This window comes from Mesorhizobium sp. P160187 (assembly GCF_057766425.1).
Window position 1 is genome coordinate 2,132,485 of the sequence record NZ_JBYMDX010000003.1, and the last position, 15,160, is coordinate 2,147,644.

At 62.9% G+C, this 15,160-nt stretch carries 16 protein-coding genes and 1 pseudogene; 13 read left to right on the plus strand and 4 right to left on the minus strand.

Going from position 1 to position 15,160, the window contains the following annotated elements; genetic code table 11:
* Positions 1–155 precede the first annotated feature (155 nt).
* The gene (locus AC3CCE_RS13815; protein ID WP_352443589.1) at positions 156–1,112 is read left to right on the plus strand and encodes a DUF1402 family protein; all 957 of its coding nucleotides are present in this window, start codon (positions 156–158) and stop codon (positions 1,110–1,112) included.
* 127 nt (positions 1,113–1,239) lie between these two features.
* Here AC3CCE_RS13815 and AC3CCE_RS13820 read toward each other — a convergent pair whose 3' ends face one another.
* The 3 genes from AC3CCE_RS13820 to AC3CCE_RS13830 all read right to left on the minus strand — a co-directional run bounded on the left by AC3CCE_RS13820 (position 1,240) and on the right by AC3CCE_RS13830 (position 3,977).
* Positions 1,240–2,457, minus strand: coding sequence for an NAD(P)/FAD-dependent oxidoreductase (locus AC3CCE_RS13820; protein WP_352625050.1), 1,218 nt, complete (start codon positions 2,455–2,457; stop codon positions 1,240–1,242).
* Between the two features lie 16 nt (positions 2,458–2,473).
* A complete protein-coding gene (locus AC3CCE_RS13825) occupies positions 2,474–2,788 on the minus strand; it encodes a MocE family 2Fe-2S type ferredoxin (protein WP_023672328.1) in 315 nt (104 codons plus the stop codon).
* A gap of 85 nt (positions 2,789–2,873) precedes the next feature.
* Positions 2,874–3,977, minus strand: coding sequence for a fatty acid desaturase family protein (locus AC3CCE_RS13830; protein ID WP_352625048.1), 1,104 nt, complete (start codon positions 3,975–3,977; stop codon positions 2,874–2,876).
* Between the two features lie 174 nt (positions 3,978–4,151).
* On the opposite strand from AC3CCE_RS13830, the gene AC3CCE_RS13835 reads away from it, so the two are divergent.
* From AC3CCE_RS13835 to AC3CCE_RS13885, 11 genes and pseudogenes are all read left to right on the plus strand, one after another.
* Positions 4,152–5,183 carry a LacI family DNA-binding transcriptional regulator gene (locus AC3CCE_RS13835; protein WP_023828813.1) on the plus strand — a complete coding sequence of 344 codons (1,032 nt, stop codon included), beginning with the start codon at positions 4,152–4,154 and terminating at the stop codon, positions 5,181–5,183.
* Between the two features lie 372 nt (positions 5,184–5,555).
* A complete protein-coding gene (locus AC3CCE_RS13840; protein ID WP_023684065.1) occupies positions 5,556–6,497 on the plus strand; it encodes a sugar ABC transporter substrate-binding protein in 942 nt (313 codons plus the stop codon).
* Between the two features lie 161 nt (positions 6,498–6,658).
* Positions 6,659–7,735 carry an ABC transporter permease gene (locus AC3CCE_RS13845; RefSeq protein ID WP_023687413.1) on the plus strand — a complete coding sequence of 359 codons (1,077 nt, stop codon included), beginning with the start codon at positions 6,659–6,661 and terminating at the stop codon, positions 7,733–7,735.
* Positions 7,736–7,737: 2 nt separating this feature from the next.
* Positions 7,738–8,520, plus strand: a complete 783-nt coding sequence (locus AC3CCE_RS13850; RefSeq protein WP_027049093.1) for an ATP-binding cassette domain-containing protein — start codon at positions 7,738–7,740, stop codon at positions 8,518–8,520.
* A gap of 113 nt (positions 8,521–8,633) precedes the next feature.
* Complete coding sequence (gene iolG, locus AC3CCE_RS13855; RefSeq protein ID WP_023821749.1) at positions 8,634–9,629, plus strand: inositol 2-dehydrogenase; 996 nt, start codon at positions 8,634–8,636, stop codon at positions 9,627–9,629.
* A 30-nt stretch (positions 9,630–9,659) separates the two neighbouring features.
* On the plus strand, positions 9,660–10,454 hold the full coding sequence (locus tag AC3CCE_RS13860; RefSeq protein ID WP_023821750.1) for an SDR family oxidoreductase: 795 nt from the start codon (positions 9,660–9,662) through the stop codon (positions 10,452–10,454).
* Between the two features lie 72 nt (positions 10,455–10,526).
* The gene (locus AC3CCE_RS13865; protein ID WP_023821751.1) at positions 10,527–10,790 is read left to right on the plus strand and encodes a type II toxin-antitoxin system Phd/YefM family antitoxin; all 264 of its coding nucleotides are present in this window, start codon (positions 10,527–10,529) and stop codon (positions 10,788–10,790) included.
* Positions 10,787–11,207: pseudogene (locus AC3CCE_RS13870) on the plus strand (PIN domain-containing protein). Before AC3CCE_RS13865 ends, AC3CCE_RS13870 begins: the two are co-directional and overlap by 4 nt.
* Positions 11,208–11,558: 351 nt before the next feature.
* Entirely contained in the window at positions 11,559–12,650 is a 1,092-nt protein-coding gene (locus AC3CCE_RS13875; RefSeq protein WP_023687409.1) for a 3-deoxy-7-phosphoheptulonate synthase, read from the plus strand.
* A 75-nt stretch (positions 12,651–12,725) separates the two neighbouring features.
* Positions 12,726–13,085 (plus strand): ArsR/SmtB family transcription factor, encoded by a 360-nt coding sequence (locus AC3CCE_RS13880; protein WP_023687408.1) that lies wholly within the window; start codon positions 12,726–12,728, stop codon positions 13,083–13,085.
* On the plus strand, positions 13,063–13,578 hold the full coding sequence (locus AC3CCE_RS13885; RefSeq protein WP_352625044.1) for an SRPBCC domain-containing protein: 516 nt from the start codon (positions 13,063–13,065) through the stop codon (positions 13,576–13,578). Before AC3CCE_RS13880 ends, AC3CCE_RS13885 begins: the two co-directional genes overlap by 23 nt.
* 115 nt (positions 13,579–13,693) lie before the next feature.
* Here AC3CCE_RS13885 and AC3CCE_RS13890 read toward each other — a convergent pair whose 3' ends face one another.
* Positions 13,694–14,329, minus strand: coding sequence for a LysE family translocator (locus tag AC3CCE_RS13890; RefSeq protein WP_023672340.1), 636 nt, complete (start codon positions 14,327–14,329; stop codon positions 13,694–13,696).
* A gap of 126 nt (positions 14,330–14,455) precedes the next feature.
* On the opposite strand from AC3CCE_RS13890, the gene AC3CCE_RS13895 reads away from it, so the two are divergent.
* Positions 14,456–15,154: a helix-turn-helix transcriptional regulator gene (locus AC3CCE_RS13895; protein WP_023687404.1), complete on the plus strand. Its 699-nt coding sequence runs from the start codon at positions 14,456–14,458 to the stop codon at positions 15,152–15,154.
* Positions 15,155–15,160 lie beyond the last annotated feature (6 nt).

Below are 15,160 nucleotides of genomic sequence, written 5' to 3' on the forward strand. Positions count from 1 at the left end.
TGGGCCGATGCTTAGGCAACAGTTTCCGGCAAACATCATCGTGTGTGGCCGGATGGTATCATGCGGCCACCTTTCGTCTTGCCGGCTGCAAGGGCGCTCTCGACTCGACCGGGAGCTTTACCTAGTTTGCGCGGCAATTCTCTAGGCGGCGGCGCATGAAAAAACTGATCCTTGTCATTCTCGGCTTGACGCTGGCGGCGACGCTGTTCGCGGCTGACGCGGCGACATTGGTGCCGGCGGGCAACCGCAATGTCGTGCAGCCTGACATACCGGGCGCCTCCAGCCGCCGCACCCAGGCCACCAACACCACCTTCCAGGCCAAATACCGCAAGGTCTACGCTCTGTTGCAGAACGACGCCGAATTGCGCGCCAAGATCAGGAAGGCGGCTGCCGCTTACGGCATCAACCCCTTGCACATCGTCGGCGCCATCGTCGGCGAGCACACCTACAATGTCGATGCCTACGACCGGCTGCAGACCTACTACGTCAAGGCGATCTCCTACCTCTCCAGCAAGCTGTCCTTCGCCTATGACGGCGAGGACATCACCGATTTCGTGCAGCGGCCGGAATTCAAGAAGTGCACAATGTCGGACAGCTACGACCTGTGGGAATGCCGCGAGCAGGTGTGGAACCGCTCCTTCCGCGGCAAGACCGTCGGCGGCACCAGCTTTCCCAACGACCGCTTCGGCGCCACCTTCTTCCAGCCCTATTATGCCGGCCAGACCTTTGGCCTCGGCCAGCTCAACCCGCTGACCGCGCTGCAGATGAGCGATCTCGTGCACAAGGTGTCGGGGCTGCCCGAACTCGATGTCGGCGATCCCAATGGGGTCTACAAGACCATCATGGATCCGGATCTGACATTGCCCTATGTGGCGGCGACGATCAGAAAATCGATCGACGCCTACAAAAACATTGCCGGCTTTGACATCTCAGGCAATCCGGGGCTGACCGCCACGCTCTACAATGTCGGCAATCCCGAGCAGCGCGCCTATGCGCTGAAGGTTGAAAACGACAGACGTCGCGCAGCGGGTGAGGCGGTCAAACTGCCCGAGGAGAATTATTACGGCTGGCTGGTCAACGACAAGCTGGACGAGCTGAAGGCGCTGTTTTAGCGGGCTTAGCTCAGCCGTCTACCTCCCCCTTGGTGGGGAGGTCGGACCGCAGGTCCGGGTGGGGGCCGGTGCCGCACCCCCGCCCCGCTGCTTCGCAGCGACCCTCCCACAAGGGGAAGGGTAAAACTTACGCTGCCAGCAACGACTTCAGCTTCACATCCGGCGACCCCAACGCCTCCGGCGCCGGCCTAGCCCGCTTGGCGATCAGCATCTCGGCCAGCCTGATGTCGCGCGCCACGGCATTGCCCGTACCGAGGCCGCTCGCCGCCACCAGCCTGCCATCCTCGGCCAGATGAAACAGAATAAAAGCACCGTCGCCGAGATCGCGGCGGACCGTGCTTTTGCCCTCGTCCGAAAGGCCGGCGATCTGCAGCGACAAACCATACTGATCCGACCAGAACCATGGCACCGCGGCATGCGCTTCGCGGGCGCCCAACATGTTCTTCGCGGCCAGCGCACCCTGTTCCTGCGCATTGCGCCAGGCTTCCAGCCGCACCCGCCGGCCAGCATAGACAGCGAGCGGAAACGAGCAGCAATCGCCGGCGGCGAAGATGTCGGGATCGATTGTTTGGAGTTCGCCATTGACGGCGATGCCGTTATCGACGGTCAGGCCCGCTTCCGCGGCAAGCCCGGTCACCGGCACGGCGCCGATGCCGATGACGGTGAGATCGGCGACGATGTCCTGCCCATCGGCGAGCATGATGTGCACCTCAGCGCCGTCGTCGGCGATATCAGCGATGCCCTGACCGGTGAGCACGGTGACGCCTTCGGCCTCATGCGCCTGATGGATGATTTCAGCGATCTCCGCCGGCACGCCACGCATGAGGATGCGCGGCTGCGCCTCAATGACCGTGACGCTGGCCCCGAGCTTGCGCGCCGAAGCGGCGAGCTCCAGGCCGATAAAGCCACCACCAATGATGGCGATGCGGTTTGCCGGGCTGAGGTGGGCGCGAATGGCCAGCGCGTCGGCAAAGGTGCGGAGGTAGACGCAGCGCGACCCCAATCCCGGCATCGGCAGCTTGCGCGGTGTCGAGCCGGTCGCCAGCAGCAGCTTGTCGTAGGGCAGGGCCGAACCGTCCGACAGCCGCACCATATGCGCCGGGCGGTCGATCGCCACCGCTTGAACGGAATGGATATGCCGGATCGATTTCTCGGCCAGAATTTCGTCGCTGGCGATCGTCTTGATCTCGGCCGCGTCGCTCGTCATTGCGTCCTTGGATAGGGGCGGCCGCTCATAGGGCAGATGGGGTTCGTCACCCACCAGCGTCACCGGCCCGTCATAGCCCAGTTCGCGCAGAGCAAGGGCTGCCCGCCCGCCGCACTCGCCGGCGCCAATGATGACCATTCCCGCCTGCATGGTCCTACCCGATCTGGATCAGCACTTTGCCGGCCTCGACCTTTACCGGATAGGTGGCGAGATTGACGCAAACCGGCGCGCCGCGTGCCGCCCCCGTCTTGTAATTGAAGCGGCCATTGTGCTTGGGGCACTCGATGATGTCATCCATCACCAGCCCGTCGGCCAGATGCACCTTTTCGTGCGTGCACAGGCCATCGGTGGCGAAATAATCGTCGTCAGGGCTGCGATAGATGGCGAAGGTGCGGCCGCCATGGTCGAAGCGCATCACATCTTCTTCGTCGATGTCGCCGGCGGCGCAGGCCTCGATCCAGTCGCTCATGTGTTCCTCCCAAAAGCAATTCCAGGAAAAGTGCGTTGCGGTTTTCCGTTCGGAGTTGCGACAAAACAAAAGCTTAATCGCGCGATCATTCCGCCGCGGCGGCGACGGCGTCGTTGTGGAGTTCCTCGCGATAGGGCCGCGCCGTCGGCGGCAGTTCGCGCTTGAGGAAATAGTCCTCGTTGCGCAGCTGGCGCAAAAAGGCCGGGATCATCTCGCGGTAGCCGGCCAGGATCGACGGCGTCGGCGCCGGCAGATCGTGCTTGATCAGCGCATGCAGTTTAGGCAGTGCATGATAGGGCACCATCGGGAACATGTGGTGTTCGACGTGATAGTTCATGTTCCAGTAGATGAAGCGGCTGACCGGGTTCATGTAGACGGTGCGGCTGTTCAGCCGGTGGTCGATGACATTTTCCGCCAGCCCGCCATGCTGCAGCAGGCCAACCATGACATGATGCCAGGCGCCGTAGAGCCGGGGCAGCCCGACCAGCATCAGCGGCAGCCATGAACCGAAATAAAGCGCCAGCGCGATCGTCACGGCATAGATCGCCGTCCAGATGCGGGCGATGCGAATGGCCTTAGGCTGCTCCTGTTCGGGGATAAAAGTCTTTTCCGCCGCGCTGATATTGCCGGCGGCATTGCGCAGCATGTCCGACATCGCATGCCAGGCATCCAGCACGCCGATAAAGCCAAGCGCGACCCGGAACAGATCCGGCGGCCGCATGACGGAGATTTCCGGGTCGCGGCCGACGATGATGGTGTCGGTGTGGTGGCGGGTGTGGCTCCAGCGCCAGGTCACCGGATTGCGCATGATCATGAAGCAGGCGATCTGGTAAACCGCATCGTTCATCCACTGGGTGCGGAAGGCGGTGCCGTGGCCGCATTCGTGCCAGCGTGAGTCGGTGGAGGAGCCGTAGAGCACGCCATAGACGAAGAAGAACGGCACGCACCACCAGCTGCCCCAGAACCAGGCGCCGCCGGCGGCACTCACGATCAGCGCGGCCAGCCAGATCGCGGTGTCGCGGATCGCCGGCCCGTCGGAGCGCTGCATCAGCTCCTTCATCTGCTTGCGCGGAATATCGGTGTGATACCACTCGGCCGCCGCCAGCCCGGTCTCGACGGCGAGCTTGGAATCGCGGCCCATCAGGCTGTAGTCGCGCCGAAACGGTAGTGTGGATAGTGTCGCTTCCATAGGGGCTGCCTCCGTCGGCCACAGCATCCGTCAGGACGGATATGTCCATTACAGGCGCTTGTGTCCGAGCGCAAAATAGCGCCATGCGGTGATAGTCTCAATATCACAAAGATAGTTTCTATCATTTTCCATCAGAACGATGTAAGCAGTTGCAGGCACTCATGCGGGACAGTCATGGCAAAACGGCCAACCATCACCGATCTGGCGCGCATCTCCGGCGTTAGCGTCGCCACTGTCGACAGGGTGCTGAACAACCGGCTGCCGGTGCGCGAGGAAACCGCGCGCCGCGTCTATGAGGCGGCGACCGGCATCGGCTACCACGCCGCCGGGCTGATCAAGCGGCGCATGCGCCAGGAATTGCCGGAATACCGCCTCGGCTTTCTGCTGCTGCGGGGCAATGATGTTTTTTACGGCGATTTCGCGCGGGAGCTAGAAATGGCGGTCTCGCAATCGCAGCGCTTCCGCGGCGTCGCCACCATCGATTTCGCCAACTCGCTAGCCGCCGACGAGATCGCCGCCCAGATGCGCAAGCTGGCAGCGAAATCCAGAGCAATCGCCGTTGTCGGTCCGGACCATCCGACGCTGACGGCGGTCGTGGAGTCGCTGAAAGCGAGGGGGCAACCTGTCTTCTCGCTGCTGTCCGACTTTGCCGCTGGCATCCGTGAGGGATATGTCGGCCTCGACAATCGCAAGGTCGGTCGCACCGCGGCCTGGATGATCGCCAGGGCGGCAAAGAACCCCGGCAAGGTCGCCCTTTTCGTCGGCAGTCATCGCTTCCACGGTCATGAACTGCGCGAGATCGGATTTCGCTCCTTCTTCCGCGAACATGCGCCGGACTTCACGGTGATGGAAACGCTGGTCAATCTGGAAGCCAACCAGGTCACCCACGATGCGATGATCGATCTCCTGGTGCGGTATCCGGATCTTGCCGGCTGCTATGTCGCCGGCGGCGGCATGGAAGGCGCGGTCTCGGCGCTCCGCGCAGCGAAGCCCGCAAACATGCCGGTGGTCGTCTGCAACGAGATCAACGCCGAATCGCGCGCGGCACTCGCCGACAACATCCTGACCATGGTGATCTCGACGCCGCTCGCCGCCTTGTGCCGCGAGCTTGTCGACCTGATGGCGCATTCCATCGAGGCCGGCGCCGCCAACGCGCCGGGCCAGACCTTCCTGCCCTTCGACATCTATCTGCCGGAAAATATCTAACGCGTTGCCGCGCCGACCCGTTCGGCGCGGGCTCTCCGGCGATGATAGAATCTATCAGAGTCTGCCTTCAGACTCGGCCTGGGCCGCTGTCGGCCTTGATTCGACGTGAAATTGCGGCGCGGCGACCGAAAATCCGCTTTCCGACTTAGGAATCGCTCTTGACGTCTCGCGAAAAAATGGAATAAATATTTCATCAGATTGGTATTTTGGTTCTTTCGTTCCGGAACATCTGTTTCAAACTGGGAGCCTGGCGTTCCATCCCTTGGACAAAACGCCATACGGAACAGGAAGGCATCAGGGAGAGATTCCTCGGGCTATCGGGGATTCCGGGTAGATCGGTGCAGCCGGACACCAATGTGGAGGAGAAACACAATGAAGAAACTGATTTTGGGCGTCGCCTTTGCGGCGCTGATGAGTTCGTCCGCTTTTGCCGCCAAGGTCGGCGTGTCGATGGCCAAGTTCGACGACAACTTCCTCACCGTGCTGCGCAACGGCATGATCGAGCAGGCCAAGGGCATGAGCGGCGTGGAACTGCAGGTCGAGGACGCGCAGAACGACGTCGCCAAGCAGCTCGACCAGATCAAGAACTTCGCCGCCTCGGGCGTCGACGCCATTATCGTCAACCCGGTCGACACCTCGGCCACGCAGGCGATGTCGGACGCCGCCGCAGCCGCCAAGATCCCGTTGGTCTATGTCAACCGCCAGCCGGTCAATGTCGACACGCTGCCGGACAACCAGGCCTTCGTCGCGTCGAACGAGGCCGATTCCGGCACGCTCGAGACCAAGGAAGTCTGCCGCCTGTTCACCGAGGCCGGCAAGAAGGAAGCCAATGTCTATGTCATCATGGGCGAGCTTTCCAACCAGGCCGCCGTGCAGCGCACCAAGGACATCGAAGAGGTGATCGCCACGCCGGAGTGCAGCTTCATCAAGATCATCGACAAGCAGACTTCGAACTGGAACCGCGACGAAGCGCAGAACCTGATGACCAACTGGCTGTCGACCGGCAAGCCGTTCGACGGCGTCATCGCCAACAATGACGAAAGCGCCATCGGCGCCATCCAGGCGATGAAGGCCGCCAACATCGACATGAAGACGGTTGTCGTCGGTGGCGTCGACGCCACGCAGGACGCGCTTGCCGCCATGCAAGCGGGCGACCTCGATGCCACCGTGTTCCAGGACGCGGCCGGCCAGGGCGCTGGCGCGCTCGACGCGGCACTGAAGCTCGCCAAGGGCGAGAAGGTCGAGCACAAGGTCTACGTGCCCTTCCAGCTGGTTACGCCGGCCAACATCGACAAGTTCCTGAAGAAGAACTGAGCCGGCAACTCACGCGTAAGCAATTCCAGGAAAAAGTGTGAAGCGGTTTTCCGTCCGGAATTGCGACAAACAAACAAGAGAGCGGCGCAACCGCGCCGCTCCCGTTTCCCCCACCGCCCTGAGGGGCGGAAGGGCAAATGCGGCCTCACGGAGGACAAGGCATGTCACAGACATCTCATGGCGTCGGCGGGGTCAGCTATGACGCGAAGAGGCGGACATGGCCGGCCGAATTCAACGTCTTCCTGGCGCTGGTCATTCTGGTCGTCATCTTCGAAATGATCGGCCGCATCTTTCTTGGCGACAGCTTCCTGTTCAACACGCGCGACAACGTCGCCGGGATCTTCAATGAGGCCCGCCTGCAGATCATCATCCTGCAGGTGTCGATCGTCGGCATCATCGCCATCGGCGTCACGCAGGTGATCATTTGCGGCGGCATCGACTTGTCCTCGGGCTCGATCGTCGGCGCCACCGCCATGATCGCCATGAGTTTTGCCCAGGTGGCGACGGTCAACGGTAACCCCAACCCCAAGGCGATGTTCCTGGCGCAAGGCTGGACCGACCTGCCGGTCATCGTGCCGGTGCTGGTCGCCATCGGCTGCGGTCTGCTCGCCGGTCTCGTCAACGGCTCCTTGATTGCATACACGCGCATTCCGCCGTTCATCGCCACGCTCGGCATGATGGTGACCGCGCGCGGCATTGCCAAATGGTGGTCCAAGGGTCAGCCGATCTCGTTTCCGACCGAAAGTTTCGCTGGTATCGGCAAGGGCCTGATGCCGGTCATCATCTTCCTGTCGCTGGCGGTGCTGTTCCAGCTGATCATGACCTACACACGCTACGGCAAGCACTGCTACGCCATCGGCTCCAACGAAGATGCCGCGCGCATGTCGGGCATCAAGATCGCCAACCACAAGATCCTCGTCTATGTCATTGCCGGCATCCTCGCCGCGCTGGCCGCCGTCGTGCTATCCTCCAAGAACCTGACGGCACAGTCCGGCATGGGCGTCATGTACGAGCTCGACGCCATCGCCATGGCGGTCATCGGCGGCGTCTCTTTGTCGGGCGGCCGCGGCTCGATCGTCGGCACCGTGATCGGCTCACTGATCTTCGGCGTCATCATTTCCGGCTTCACCTTCCTGCGCCTCGACGCCTACTATCAGGAGATGGTCAAGGGCGTGATCATCGTCGGCGCGGTCGTTCTCGACCAATGGCGCCAGCGCATGCGGGCATTGAGGGCTTGACCATGCCAGATATCTCCACGACAGACATCGTCCTGAAGACCGAAAACCTGACCAAACGCTATGGCGGCGTCCATGCGCTGGAAGGCGCGAATTTCGAGCTGCGCAAGGGCGAGCATGTCGCCATCATGGGCGACAATGGCGCCGGCAAATCCACCTTCGTGCGCCAGATCACCGCCGTCGAGCAGCGCACCAGCGGCCAGATCTGGTTCGACGGCAGGGAAGTGAATTTCGCCGGGCCGATCGAAGCGCGCACGGCGGGCATCGAGACCGTGTTCCAGAATCTGGCGCTGGCCGACGATCTCGACGTGCCGTCGAACCTGTTCCTCGGCCGCGAAAAGGTGCTGTTCAATCTCGGGCCGTTCTCGATCCTCGACCGCAAATACATGCGCAAGGCGACCGAGGCGGCGCTGATCCGCACGGCAGTGAAAATCCCCAATCTCTCCAACACCATCCGCCACATGTCGGGCGGCCAGCGCCAGTGCGTTGCCATCGCTAGGACGGCGACCTTCGCCTCCAAGCTGATCATCATGGACGAGCCGACGGCAGCCCTTGGCGTGCAGGAGACCGCGCAGGTCGAAAACATCATCCGCACGCTGAAGGACAATGGCGAACCGCTGATCCTGATCAGCCACAACATGCGCCAGGTGTTCGACCTGTGCGACCGTATCGTCGTCTTCCGGCGCGGCCGCATCGTCGCCAACCTGCGCAAGGAAAACACCGACGGCAACGACATCGTCTCCTACATCACCGGCGCCAAGACCGGGGAGGCGGAACTCGCGGCCTGAACAGGATGGTCATCCTGTTTTCTGGCGTGCTCGAAAAATTATCTTGCCACCTTTCTCAAAAGGAAGGTGGAGACACAACTCTCTCGAACCCATCCCCCTAGAGGAAATACCCCATGACTGTTCGTTTCGCCCTCCTCGGTGCCGGCCGCATCGGCAAGGTCCATGCCCGCGCCGTCGGCTCCAACCCGCAGGCCAGACTGGTGGCCGTTGCCGACGCTTTTGAAAAGGCGGCGACCGAGTTGGCAACCGCCTATGGCGCCGAAGTGCGCACCATCGACGCGATCGAGAAGGCCAAGGACGTCGACGCCGTGGTCATCTGCACGCCGACCGACACCCATGCCGATCTGATCGAGCGTTTCGCCAAGGCCGGCAAGGCGATCTTCTGCGAGAAGCCGATCGACCTCGACGTCAAGCGTGTCGAGAAATGCCTGGCCGTGGTCGACAAGGCCAAGGCGACGCTGATGGTCGGTTTCAACCGCCGCTTCGATCCGCATTTCGCCGCCGTGCGCAAGGCGATCGACGACGGTGCCATCGGCACCGTCGAGATGGTCACCATCACCTCGCGCGATCCCGGTGCGCCGCCGATCGACTATATCAAGCGCTCCGGCGGCATCTTTCGCGACATGACCATCCACGATTTCGACATGGCGCGCTTCCTGCTCGGCGAAGAGGTGGTCGCGGTCAGCGCCCATGCCTCGGTTCTGGTCGACAAGAAGATCGGTGAGGCCGGCGATTTCGATTCGGTCAGCGTCATCCTCGAAACCGCGTCCGGCAAGCAGGCCGTCATCTCCAATTCGCGCCGCGCCACCTATGGCTACGACCAGCGCATCGAGGTGCATGGCTCCAAGGGCATGGTCGCCGCCGAAAACCAGCGGCCGGTGTCGATCGAAGTCGCCAACGAGAAGGGTTACACCCGCCCGCCGCTGCACGATTTCTTCATGACCCGCTATCTCGACGCCTACGCCATCGAGATCGCCGCCTTCATCACTGCTGCAACCTCGGGCAAGAAGGCATCGCCGAGCGGCGCCGACGGCCTCGTGGCGCTGAAGCTGGCCGATGCGGCGCTGAAATCGGCGACATCGGGCAAGACCGTCCGCCTCGACAAGTAAGAACCGAAACCAGGGCACAGGAGCAGAGCGATGAGCACATCAGCCGATCGCAATTCGAACACGCGCGCCATCGTCACCGGCGGCGCGCAAGGCATCGGCTTTGCCGTTGCCGCGGCCTTGGCCGACGAAGGCTGCAAGGCGCTGGCGCTGATCGGCCGTTCGCAGGAGAAGGGCGACAAGGTTGTCGCCCACTTCAAGAAGGCAGGCGTCGATGCGATCTTCATCAGCGCCGACGTCTCGAAAGTGGCGGACTGCAAGCGCGCCGTGGCCACCGCCGTCTCGCATTTCGACACCATCAACGCGCTGGTCAACGCCGCCGCCACGTCCGCGCGTGGTTCACTTGTCGAAACTTCGGAAGAGGTGTTCGACCAGATTTTCCACACCAATGTGCGTGGTCCCTTCTTCCTGATGCAGGGCGTGGTGGCGCATCTGCTGGACAAGAAGGCGCCGGGCTCGATCGTCAACGTGCTCTCTATGTCGGCGCATTGCGGCCAGTCGTTCCTTGCGCCCTATTCCTCGAGCAAGGGCGCGCTGGCGACGCTGACCAAGAACGTCGCCAACGCCTATCGTTTCAACCGCATCCGCTGCAACGCCGTGCTGCCGGGCTGGATGGACACCGAGGGCGAGGACATCGTGCAGAAGAAATGGCACGGTGCCTCCGACGACTGGCTGGCAAAGGCAGAGGCCGGCCAGCCGATGGGCCAACTGGTGAAGCCCGACCAACTGGCGCGGCTGATCAGCTACATGGCCAGCCCGCAATCCGGTGTCATGACCGGCTCGCTGGTTGACTACGACCAGAACGTCGCGGGGACCTCGCCGGAGTAGCCTCAAACCCTGTTGCAGCAACATCGCCATTCCCACATAGTCATGATAGTCATGATAGTCACTAGGGATGCGATGCTAACGTCATCCAAAGGCACCAGCTGGACGGTTGCCGGGGCAAAAGCCCGGCTCTCCGAGGTCATCGAGCGCGCGCAGTCCTCGCCGCAGACGATCACCAAGAACGGCAAACCAAGCGTGGTTGTCGTCTCGGCCGAGGAATGGCAGCGCAAGATCGCACGCAAGGGTACGCTTGCCGAGTTCCTGCTGGACTCGCCGCTGCGCGGCGCCGATCTCGACCTTGAACGTCAGCGCGACGAACCGCGTGACCTGCCGCGGTGAGACTGCTGCTCGACACGAATGTCCTGTCCGAGGTGACGAGGCCAGCGCCTGTCGCACGTGTCCTGGGCTGGCTGGACGAGCTTGATGAGGACCGCTCCTTCATCAGCGTAGTGTCGATCGCCGAGATCCGGCGCGGCGTCTCTCTGATGGATGAGGGCCGCAAACGCGAGGCGCTGGCCGAATGGCTCGCCCGGGACCTGCCCCAGCGCTTCGAACAGCGGGTTTTGCCGGTGGACGATGCGGTTGCCTTGGCCTGGGCGACCTGATGGGTTTGGCAAGCGCCGCGGTAGTGGTCTATCGTCGATGGACGGCCTGATCGCAGCCACTGCGATTGCGCACGAGCTCACCTTGGCAACGCGCAATACGAAAGATTTCGAAGGCTTGGGAATTGAACTTTTCGATCCCTGGACCGCATGAGCCGCTCGGCGTTGTACGCCTTGGCGATTGGCGAAAAGCGCCCGTCACTTCGTCATCCCAGGGTCTCCGCGACGGAGCTTCGCTCCTGCTCCGCCCAGGGATGACGAAATCGCGAGGATTCGGCCCATCCCGAATTGTCTCCGCATACCCCACGTGACAAGCGCCTCGGCATCGACTATATGACGCCTGATGATCAACCTGACCGCCACCTATTGGTACTTTAGCAGCTCGCTGGCGGCGGGAGGATTGCGCTCGATCTGAAGATTGCAGCAACAAGTCCGAACAGCCGCCAGACCTGGCGGCTTTTTTGTATCAGCCGGCAGGTCTCCCTAAAAACAGGAGCAGAAAGCCGTGTTGACCACCACAGACGATCTTCGGGTCAAGGAAATCCGAGAATTGAGCACGCCGGACGAGGTGATGCGGGAGATCCCGCGCACGCTGACGGCAACGCGCACCGTGAGCGCATCACGCAACGCCACCCATGCCATCTTGAACGGCACCGACGACCGGCTGCTTGTCATCGTCGGCCCGTGTTCGATCCACGACCCGGTCGCGGCCGTTGACTATGCCAGCCGGCTAGTGGCGCTGCGCGAGACCCTGTCCGACCGGTTGGAGATCGTCATGCGGGTCTATTTCGAAAAGCCGCGCACGACTGTCGGCTGGAAGGGCCTTATCAACGACCCCGATCTCGACGGCAGCTTCAACATCGACAAGGGGCTGCGGATGGCGCGCAACGTGCTGTCGGCGGTCAACAATCTCGGCCTGCCCTCGGCCACCGAATTTCTCGACATGACGACGCCGCAATACATTGCCGACCTCGTCGCCTGGGGCGCCATCGGCGCGCGCACCACCGAGAGCCAGATCCACCGCGAACTGGCTTCCGGCCTGTCCTGCCCGGTCGGCTTCAAGAACGGCACCGACGGCAATCTCAGGATCGCCGCCGAGGCGGTGAAATCCGCCGCCCAGCCGCATCATTTCATGGCGGTGACCAAGGGCGGACGCAGCGGCATTGCGACTACTACCGGCAATGAGGACTGCCACGTCATCCTGCGCGGCGGCGTTCAGCCGAATTACGATGCGGCGAGCGTCGAGGCGGCCTCGGTCGAACTTGCCCGCATCGGCGTCGCCCCCCGTCTGATGATCGACGTCAGCCACGCCAACTCGAGCAAGAAGCCGGAGAACCAGCCGAAGGTGGCGGCCGATGTCGCCGGTCAGGTCGCGGCGGGCGACGAACGCATCATCGGCCTCATGATCGAGAGCAATCTCGTTGCCGGCCGTCAGGATGTCGTGCCCGGCAAGCCGCTCGTCTATGGCCAGAGCATCACGGATGGCTGCATCGATTGGGCGACCACAGAGACGGTGCTGCACGGCCTCGCCGGCGCCGTAGAATGGCGCCGCTCAGCCCGCCGCGCCATGATGGAGAACCGGCCGGGCGCCGCCTGATACGAGGCGATGCGCGGAAAGGACGCTGCGGCTCCCCTTGCACCCCGGCCACCGGTCTGCTAGATACTGAACCATATGGTTCAGTATGCCGACTTGGACTCCTCGTTCGCCGCGCTCTCGGACGCCACCCGGCGTGGCGTTCTGGAGCAGCTCGGACGCGCAGATGCTTCGATCACCGAGCTTGCCGGAAAGTTCCACATGACCCTCACGGGCATGAAGAAGCACGTCGGCGTCCTGGAGCAGGCGGGGCTCGTCACCACGCAGAAGGTTGGCCGCGTGCGGACCTGCAAGCTCGGCCTGCGCGGACTGGAGGAAGAGGCGGCCTGGATCGAGCGGCACCGCCTGCTCTGGGACGCACGCTTCAACGAGTTGGACAAGGTTGTCGAGGAATTGAAACGGAAGGAGAAAGCCGATGCGCCAAAGAACCGAGAGTGAGCCCACGAACAACCGCACGACGGTCGAACGGACGTCCGAGCGCGAGCTGGTCGTCACGCGAACAGTCAACGGTCCGGCGCGCATCGTGTTCGAGGCGTGGACCAAGCCCGAGCTGTTCAAGCAGTGGTGGGTGCCGAAGTCGATGGGCATGTTCCTGCGTTCCTGCGAGATGGATGCTCGTACAGGAGGCACGTACCGCCTGGTGTTCGGCCACGACGCCTCGGACCTTCACGAATTCTTCGGCAGGTATATCGAAGTGACACCGCACTCACGCCTTGTCTGGACCAATGACGAAGGTGGTGACGGTGGACCCGTCACCACGCTGACCTTCGAGGAAAAGGGTGGCAAGACGCTGCTGGTCATGCACGAACTCTATCCCTCGAAGGAGGCTCTCGACGCGGCCGGTACCGGGGCGGCGGATGCGATGGGCGAGACGTTCGAGCAATTGGACGAGCTTCTCGTCGTCTTGGGCGAGAGCGTGAGGCGGTCATGACGTCAACGGTCTCGCGGGCGGGGTAGCTGCCGCCCTTGACGACGAAAAGACCGGGACAGTGATCCGCAAGCGCCGCGCCGAGGCGAAGAAAGGCGGCGTCATCGCTTGATCGGGATCACGCTGCCCTCAACCCTTCCCATGCCGTAAACACCGAGACCGCAAACAGCAGCAGTCCGGCCGCCCGGCCCGCAAAAGCGGTCGCCCGCGGATTGGCCACCAGCAGATTGCGGCTGCGGCCGGCGGTGATGGCGAGCCCGCCATAGATGGCGGCCTGCGTCAGCATCGTCAGCAAGCCCATGACCGTCGCCTGCATCCAGATCGGGCCGTAATCCGGCTTCAGGAACTGCGGATAGACGGCAAATATGAAGAGATAGGCCTTCGGGTTGATCAGGCAGGTCACCAGTCCCTGGCGAAAGGCCTTCCAGGCCGTACGGCTGCCGGCGGGCCCGTCGTGGCCGACGGTGATGGAACTGCGCATCAGCGAGATGCCGATGAAGGCCATGTAGGCGGCGCCGGCTATCAGCAGCGGCTTGTACAGGATCGGTACGAAATGCATCAGCAGGCCGACGCCGATGGCGCCGTTCAGCGTGTGCACGATGCCGCCGACCATGATGCCACCGGTGGCGGCGAGGCCCCGGTCGCGGCCGCCGGTGAGCGCATTGGCAAGCACGAACAGCATGTCCATCCCGGGTACGATGATGATGCCGGACAGCAGGATAAAGAACAGCCAGAGATTTTCCGCGTAGCTCATGTCAGTTGCCTGTCGCTTCCTGCTGGGGTGCCGTTGAGGAATTTGTTGATTTTCAACCCGATAGGCAGTCCAATAAATCATCCCAACTGACGGGGATGTGTCAGTAGCGTTCATCAGGGAGAGGAAATGCGCAAGGCGTCGCGGCTGTTCGAGATTATCCAGATCCTGCGGCTGGCGCGGCAGCCGGTGACGGCAGCCATGATCGCCGGGCAGCTGGAAGTCACGATGCGTTCGATCTATCGCGACATCGCCGCACTGCAGGCAATGCGCGTGCCGATCGAAGGCGGGCGCGGTATCGGCTACATATTGCGGCCCGGCTTCGACCTGCCGCCGCTGATGTTTTCGATCGAGGAGATGGAAGCGATCGTCCTGTCGCTCGCCCTGCTGGAGCGCACGGGAGACAGCGAACTCAAGCAGGCGGCCAAGCGCGTCAGCGCCAAGATCGCCGGCGCCGTGCCGCCGCCGTTGCGCCAGGCGTTCGACGCCAACGCGCTGCATGTCTGGGGGTTCGCAGCACCGGCAATCGGCACCATCGATCTGGCGCTTGTGCGCCGCGCCATCCGCGACGAGGAAAAGCTCGACCTGTCCTATCGCGACGAAATCGGCCGCGCCTCCGAGCGGCTGATCCGTCCAATCGCGCTGATCTACTATTCAGAAACCGCCAACATCGTCGCCTGGTGCGAATTGCGCCAGGCCATCCGCAATTTCCGCAGCGACCGCATCGCGGATTGCCGGGCGACCGGCCTGCGCTTCAAGGGCGAAGGCGATCGCCTGCGCCAGGTCTGGGTCAGTGGCTGGGAGGCGAACGCTGTCGCTGGCGGCTGAAGCGAG